5 protein-coding genes are annotated in these 6,554 nt (G+C 31.6%); 2 read left to right on the top strand and 3 right to left on the bottom strand.

The features are described 5' to 3' along the window. Positions 1–107: 107 nt before the first annotated feature. The 3 genes from ACKI3D_RS09485 to ACKI3D_RS09495 all read right to left on the bottom strand — a co-directional run bounded on the left by ACKI3D_RS09485 (position 108) and on the right by ACKI3D_RS09495 (position 3,513). Positions 108–1,088, bottom strand: a complete 981-nt coding sequence (locus tag ACKI3D_RS09485; RefSeq protein ID WP_407394018.1) for a hypothetical protein — start codon at positions 1,086–1,088, stop codon at positions 108–110. A 54-nt stretch (positions 1,089–1,142) separates the two neighbouring features. Beyond that, positions 1,143–2,225, bottom strand: a complete 1,083-nt coding sequence (locus ACKI3D_RS09490) for a tyrosine-type recombinase/integrase (protein WP_407394020.1) — start codon at positions 2,223–2,225, stop codon at positions 1,143–1,145. A gap of 448 nt (positions 2,226–2,673) precedes the next feature. After that, positions 2,674–3,513: a Bro-N domain-containing protein gene (locus ACKI3D_RS09495; RefSeq protein WP_407394021.1), complete on the bottom strand. Its 840-nt coding sequence runs from the start codon at positions 3,511–3,513 to the stop codon at positions 2,674–2,676. A 978-nt stretch (positions 3,514–4,491) separates the two neighbouring features. On the opposite strand from ACKI3D_RS09495, the gene cas2 reads away from it, so the two are divergent. After that, positions 4,492–4,767: a CRISPR-associated endonuclease Cas2 gene (gene cas2, locus ACKI3D_RS09500; RefSeq protein WP_407394023.1), complete on the top strand. Its 276-nt coding sequence runs from the start codon at positions 4,492–4,494 to the stop codon at positions 4,765–4,767. Between the two features lies 1 nt (position 4,768). Then, positions 4,769–5,764 carry a CRISPR-associated endonuclease Cas1 gene (cas1, locus tag ACKI3D_RS09505; RefSeq protein WP_407394025.1) on the top strand — a complete coding sequence of 332 codons (996 nt, stop codon included), beginning with the start codon at positions 4,769–4,771 and terminating at the stop codon, positions 5,762–5,764. The last annotated feature ends 790 nt before the right edge of the window (positions 5,765–6,554 follow it).

The raw sequence follows: 6,554 nt of genomic DNA on the forward strand, positions 1-6,554 counted from the left end.
TAATATTAAGAAAATGATATAAATCAACTACTCCATATATATCAAGCTAGTGAAATATACTATTTTCTTTCAATTTTACTCTTTTTTATTAATTTTCATGAAATTTATTAAATTTTATGTCTTATGAATCTCACAAATTTGTAAACTGCATAAGATAATGCAATTATGAAAATTAATACTGCAGCACATATGATAAGTGTAAGTTCTGTTAAGTTATCTACTTCAGTAGAAAAGCCCATTGTACCAATACTTTTGTAAGCAGGGGCAATTGGAATATCTTCGGCATTTATTAATGTATCATTAATGTAAACATTATCTACACAGTCAGTATAATTAACGCCAAGATATGATCCATCTTCATTGGAAACATAGACATCAAGATAGCTGTCATTACCAGGATGATAGTCATAAGTTACAATATCTCTTCTATCAAATCCATATAAATCAGATTGCGCCAATTCGTTCATGGCGCCGATTTTATCTTCTGTATCCAATGATAAATTCCCTGATCGGGATAAATTATAGTTATTAGGAAGGGAAACATATTGTCCTGGTTCCAGTTTGCCGGTTTTAACCTTGTCTACTGTCGCAAAACCATAATTTCCGTTAGGTGCTTTAATAAGGACATGTCCACGTCCATATGGCTTTTTAATGTTTTGGATTTCAGTTAATTTTTCTTCTGATATGCTGTAATCGTCAGAAATGATTTCCGCAGCTATATTTTCACATTTTTCACTGTCACTTCCATCATCAATACCGCCCAGTCCAATCATCCAACCGTCCTTAGTGATGATTACATGGGAGAAATATCCCTCATCTTCTTTGTATTGTTTAATAGCTGGCATTCCGTGCCAGTTAACGTTTTCGATGTGAACATCTGCGGTTATATTTGAATCACGCCTAAAAGACATGATACTGTCTGAACCATTTTCCTGCAAAATAATGGAACAGCAGCCAAATCCATCAGTTTCATCAGCAATTCCATGAGGATTATTAATATTTTGATAATTAAAAGCAGTACATGCTCCAATTATTGAAATAAAAATAACAATAATCCCTACTATCAAAAGTTTATTTTTTAAATCCATATCTATCCCTGATTTCCTATTATATTCTTATATTTGAACAAAATAGTATTTATATTAAGTATTGAATCTTCTGGCATTGACTTTCAATTTCTGTTTCATTTGCTCACGATCAATGTGGATATATTTATCAGTTGTTTGTGAGTTGGAATGACCTGCAATTGACTGAACCTCTGCAACTGTGAGGATTTCAGCATAATGGGACAATGCAGTGTGTCTTAGAATGTGAACACTGACATTTTTAGCATAATTTACAGGACAATCTATTCCTTCAGCCTCGATTCTCACATCACATTCACGTGCATGTTTTTTGATGATATCCTGAACTCCACGCTTGCCTATCCTTTTTCCCTTAATATTTGTGAAGAGTTCTTCACGATTGACTTCTTCAGCAGCCTTGTTTCGCTGAATCACTGGTCTATAGACATTGTGGGTATTTTTTCTTAACTTTGTAATGCGGTCATACATCATTTCATTCAAACTGCGAAGCGTATCATAGGTTATAAAAGTAGTGCGGTCCTTAAGTTCCCCTTTTGTGGTTTCTGCACGCAAATAAATATCTATAAAGTCATTAGGGTCATCTGGTAGGACATAAAATCCGTTTTCATCTATTGGAACCTGGATGTCATTCTTGTTCAACAGGACCAGTTCCTTTAATCTCATTCCAGAATCAATGAAAGTTCTGCAAATTGCATAATCCCTTGAATTACCGCTTTGTTTTATTGTATCTAAAAAGAAATTTGATTGTGGCCATGTTAAAGATATTTTTTCTATTCTTTTTTTGGCAGTTTCTGGATCTTCTGCCTTGACTTCAATGATATCCTTCATTTTGATGGTTTCATGCTGGATTTCTTCCTGAACATCTTCTGAGTTGATGAATTCCAGAATGTTCATCATATATGTTTTGACAGTTGTTCTTTTATTGCCACGCTGTTTCAAACAGTATCTACGATAATGGCGTAGTTCCTTTTTAACATTCCTTTCATTTAGCTCATCGATTCCCTCATTTTCAAGATATTCGATGAATTTTGATATGTTAAATGTTTGTTTTTCGATTGTTTCTTGAGTTAAGTTTTTTACCTCTTGTTTTTCTTCCAAGTATTCATCTAGGTAGTCTGTTAGCTCATCAACGGCAATCATAAGCTTTTTGCCTCCTAAATATATTTACTCAAACCCTTGTTATACTATTGAATTTTTTAGTATATAAAGACTTCGTATCTTTTCATTGTTACTGTATATTATTACATAAAATATACGTTCTTTTTATATATAAAATTTGGATAATTTGGGAGTTTGTTGAGAAGTGTTGAAAGTGTAGTAGGACATATACATCACGTGGTTGAAATATGGTGATTTCGTCAATTTTTGATTTTTGAGGATAATTTTTGAAAAATTTTTGAATCTTAAATTTTCTGAAAATCTACCCATGTTAAAAAAATTTTACAATGCTTTTAAGTAATATAATTTTATATATTTGTAATATTATGATACTCCTGTAATCCCAAATTATATATTTGTTGAATTTCTATTCAATCCCACATGGCCATCACATAATTAATTTAAAAAAATATTAAATCAAATTGTTATTTCAATCATCAAATTTTTCATCTAATAATTTTGGATTTTTAGCATTTTTAGAACTGACAATTTTCTTTCCGGTTCTTGCTTCCAATTCTCTTCGGGCATTGCCAGCAATACTGCCCCCATCTATAGCAACATCCTTACTTTCTTCAAAACCTTCAGGATTTTCAACTTTACTAATTTCGGTAGTCGCTAATTCACCAAGCATATTAATAACCAATTCCGCATTGGTCATATTGTCACGCAAGCTTTCTTTTTTCAATCCTTTGACTTTTTTGTGCTGACCTGTTGTTATTCCAAATGATGCTTTGCTAATTTCATTGGTAAGAATTGCATATTCAAGACCTTCTTCGACACCTGCACGATCCCATTCAGCAGTTAAATCCTTTCTGATTTCCATACTTCTTATTCTTTGGGAAATCCATTCCTCAGAGTAACCTTTTTTGCGGTATGTACTAATTGCCCTTTCAACAGCAATTTCCGGATCTGCAATTTCATCAATTCTCTCAGAACCCACTTGAGCTAACCATTGCTTGAATGGTTCAGCATTTGGTGAAGGTATTGATTGTATGATACGAAAAATTTGTTTTTTGGATGCTACATCTGTTTTGTACATTTTACCATCTTTATATGATGGCAATTTCAGTTGGTTACAAATTGTAACCAACTCAACACCTTCATCTTTTAATCTTTTTTTTAATACTTTCCAATAATTTCCAGGATTTTTACTCTGACTAAGTACACCTACAACATCTATTACTGAAAAATAATATTCTTCTGTCTCTTCATCCCAAATATACCTGATTTTTTGGTTTTGAAATAACATTACGCTTGTTTCATTATCCATTTATTAACACCTTTTCCTAATTTTTAATTTATTAAATTTTATATTTAAATCTTGCAAATCTTTTTATAATACCTAAATCAATCCCCAGTTCTTCTGAAATCCTTTCGATTAAATTCAATTCACCTCGAATACCTCCAATCGACGGCCCTTTTTTATTCCCCGCATGTAAATGTCATTTATCTCCTGATATTTTTCTTGTATTATTCTGATTGTTTTTTCAACAAAGCTTTTCTTTTGAAACATGATTCCATTAGATCATTGTTTAAATAAATCATGTCTTAATTTCCCTTGGCCAACAGTGATATTTCCTTTTTAAGATGCTCGTTTTCTTCAGAAATTTCATTAACATGGATAAGGAATTCCAAATCAACTAATCTGTCATATTCCTTACCTGTGACAGTGTCAATAATCTTTTTAACGGAGATTATCTCTTGAAATCTACCGTCTATTTTTGGAGCATCAACAATGCCAATGATGTCTTCAAGTGTTACTTAACTGTTTTTATCCATAACCATCTTCCATTCTTCCTTTGTTTTAATCAATAAGGATTGTTTATTTGAATTGGTTGAATCGATTATATTAATAGTTGCTTTGCATCCATCCAATTCTTCTCCTTAAGATATCTCTCAATGCGCATAAATGGTCTTTACATCTGTTTTGAATATTCCTGCCATTTTTCCTGTGTTTTCCACATCACACAATTATTGGTATCAACATAGATTTCAATATATGGCTCCCATTTCACAGATATAAAATTTTATTTTCTCATATAATATTCATCTAATATGAATTTAAATGAATTAAATAACATATTAATTACTAATTCATATTTTTATCATCTTATTTAAAGTTTACTCCATTGTAATAACTTTAAAAAATTGTTATGACTGTAAAAAATTGTTTTGAAAAAAACATAGTATTAATAGTTATCATTTCTAAGAATAATACTTTATCTGAACTATTAATATAAATAAATTCATGTATATGATAGTCAGCTTTGATTGCAAATTCAAAACAAACCAAGAAAAGATTGAAAGAATCCTTCAGCATTTTGGACTTAGAAAGATTCAAAGTTCATTATATGTAGGAGAACTGGAGAATAATGAACGTGAGACGTTAGTGAAAAGTATTGATGAAATCATCAAGGAAAAAGATAGTGTTTTGGTAATTCCAATTTGCCAAAATTGCTATTTGAAAAAAGAGAATTGTGGAAAGGAAATAAAATTCAATAGCGATTTATATAGGGTGTATTGAGATGAAACTAATAATTGACGGATACAACAAGTCCATCCATAAGAAAGACAACCAGATTGTCATACATGAAAAGGATGAAATCATTGATTCCATCAAGGCAAGCACAGTAACTGACATTACCGTTATAGGAAAAGGATATGTGACCTTTGATGCGTTGAATTTGATGGCAGAAAACAACATTAAACTGATTGCTATCAGTCCACGAGGCCAACTGACCTATACATTGGAATCTCCAGATTGGCACAATGTTGCCCTTAAAAAGGAGCAATACAAATTAAGCGAAAACAAGTTAGGCCTTAGGATTTCAAAGGAACTGATCATTTCAAAAATGAAAAATCAGAAAGCGACATTAACAACATTAAATAAGAATAAACAGCTGAAAAGAGTATTCAATCACAGGTCAAAAATCGATGAATGCATCAGGCAACTTTCAGAACTGAATTTTAAGGGAAACAATGAAGATATTAGAATGAGGATAATGGGCCTGGAGGGAAAGGCATCAAACGAATACTGGTCTGGAGTCAAATATTTCATTCCTCGTGAAATCGGATTTGATTCCCGCACGAAAAAGCCAACAGATTTAATGAATTCAATGCTGAATTACGGATATGCAATACTTGCAAGTGAAATAACAAAAAGCATTCTTGTAAACGGCTTGGATCCATACTGCGGCTTTCTGCACTTTGATATGGACGGACGAACCAGTCTGACATTTGATTTGATAGAGCCGTTCAGACAGCAGATTGTAGACAAGACCGTGATTGGTTTGGTTAATAAAAAACGAATTACAGTTGAGGATTTGGATAGGCGAAACAATACAATTAAACTTGAAGCAAGAAAATTGATTGTTGAAAAGATATTGAGCAAAATATACTCAACAATAACCTATGATGATGAAGCTGTCAGTTATTCGGATTTGATTCAAAAGCAAAGTGAGGATTTGGTTCGGATGTTGCTGGATGGTGAAAAATTCAATGGATTTTACCTTCGATGGTGAGGAAAACTAGGGGGTTTTTTGACCTGAAAATTCATGTCCTCAAAATTGGTGAAAATAACCCCCGAAGTTGGCCTTGGATTCAGATATTTTGAGGAAAACACTCTCATATTTTGGGGGTGAAAATGATGTCCTCACAAAGTTTTTTAATGGAGAAATATGAAAGAGTTAAATAAGTATTTAAAGGAAAAATTTATAGTGTTTGAAGTGAATGTTTTCATTGTAAATATTCAAAACGGATTCTTTCAAAAATTTACTCAACAATAACATATGGAGATGAAACCCTAAGCTATCATAAACTTATTGTAAAACAAGTGAAAATCTTGTTAATTCACTGCTGCATGGTGAAAAATTCAACGGTTTCTACTTGAGATGGTGAGGAAACCTAGGGTGATTTTTGCATATGAAATGAGGTCCTCAAAATTGGTGAAAAATAGCTAAGATGATGAGGTTAAGTTCATTGATTTTGAGGAAACCTCCCTAATAAATACCGTGTAAAAATGATGTCCTCACAATCTTTTTTAAAGAAGAAATATAAACATTTTTAATAGGTATTTAAAGAAAAATTAAGTAGTGTTAAAAACGAATGTTTTGAAAGGAATTATTCAAAACTAGAATAGCTATGTACTAATTAGGCGTTAATTAATAGTTAAACATTAAAATAAGCTTAATTATCAAGTTTTAACTAAATTGTTCAATGAAAACTTAATAATCAACATGATGCTTATGGAAAATAGGCTATTGATGTCATCAACAGATGTAAAAAATATGTTCAATTATTTGTATATGATTT

It is taken from the genome of Methanobrevibacter sp., from assembly GCF_045586545.1.
GTDB lineage: Archaea > Methanobacteriota > Methanobacteria > Methanobacteriales > Methanobacteriaceae > Methanocatella.

Bases quoted from the DNA above. Each gene is read 5' to 3' on its own strand.
- ACKI3D_RS09485 (WP_407394018.1), bottom strand. From the start codon at position 1,088: ATGGATTTAAAAAATAAACTTTTGATAGTAGGGATTATTGTTATTTTT.
- ACKI3D_RS09495 (WP_407394021.1), bottom strand. From the start codon at position 3,513: ATGGATAATGAAACAAGCGTAATGTTATTTCAAAACCAAAAAATCAGG.
- cas2 (WP_407394023.1), top strand. From the start codon at position 4,492: ATGTATATGATAGTCAGCTTTGATTGCAAATTCAAAACAAACCAAGAA.
- cas1 (WP_407394025.1), top strand. From the start codon at position 4,769: ATGAAACTAATAATTGACGGATACAACAAGTCCATCCATAAGAAAGAC.
- ACKI3D_RS09490 (WP_407394020.1), bottom strand. From the start codon at position 2,225: ATGATTGCCGTTGATGAGCTAACAGACTACCTAGATGAATACTTGGAA.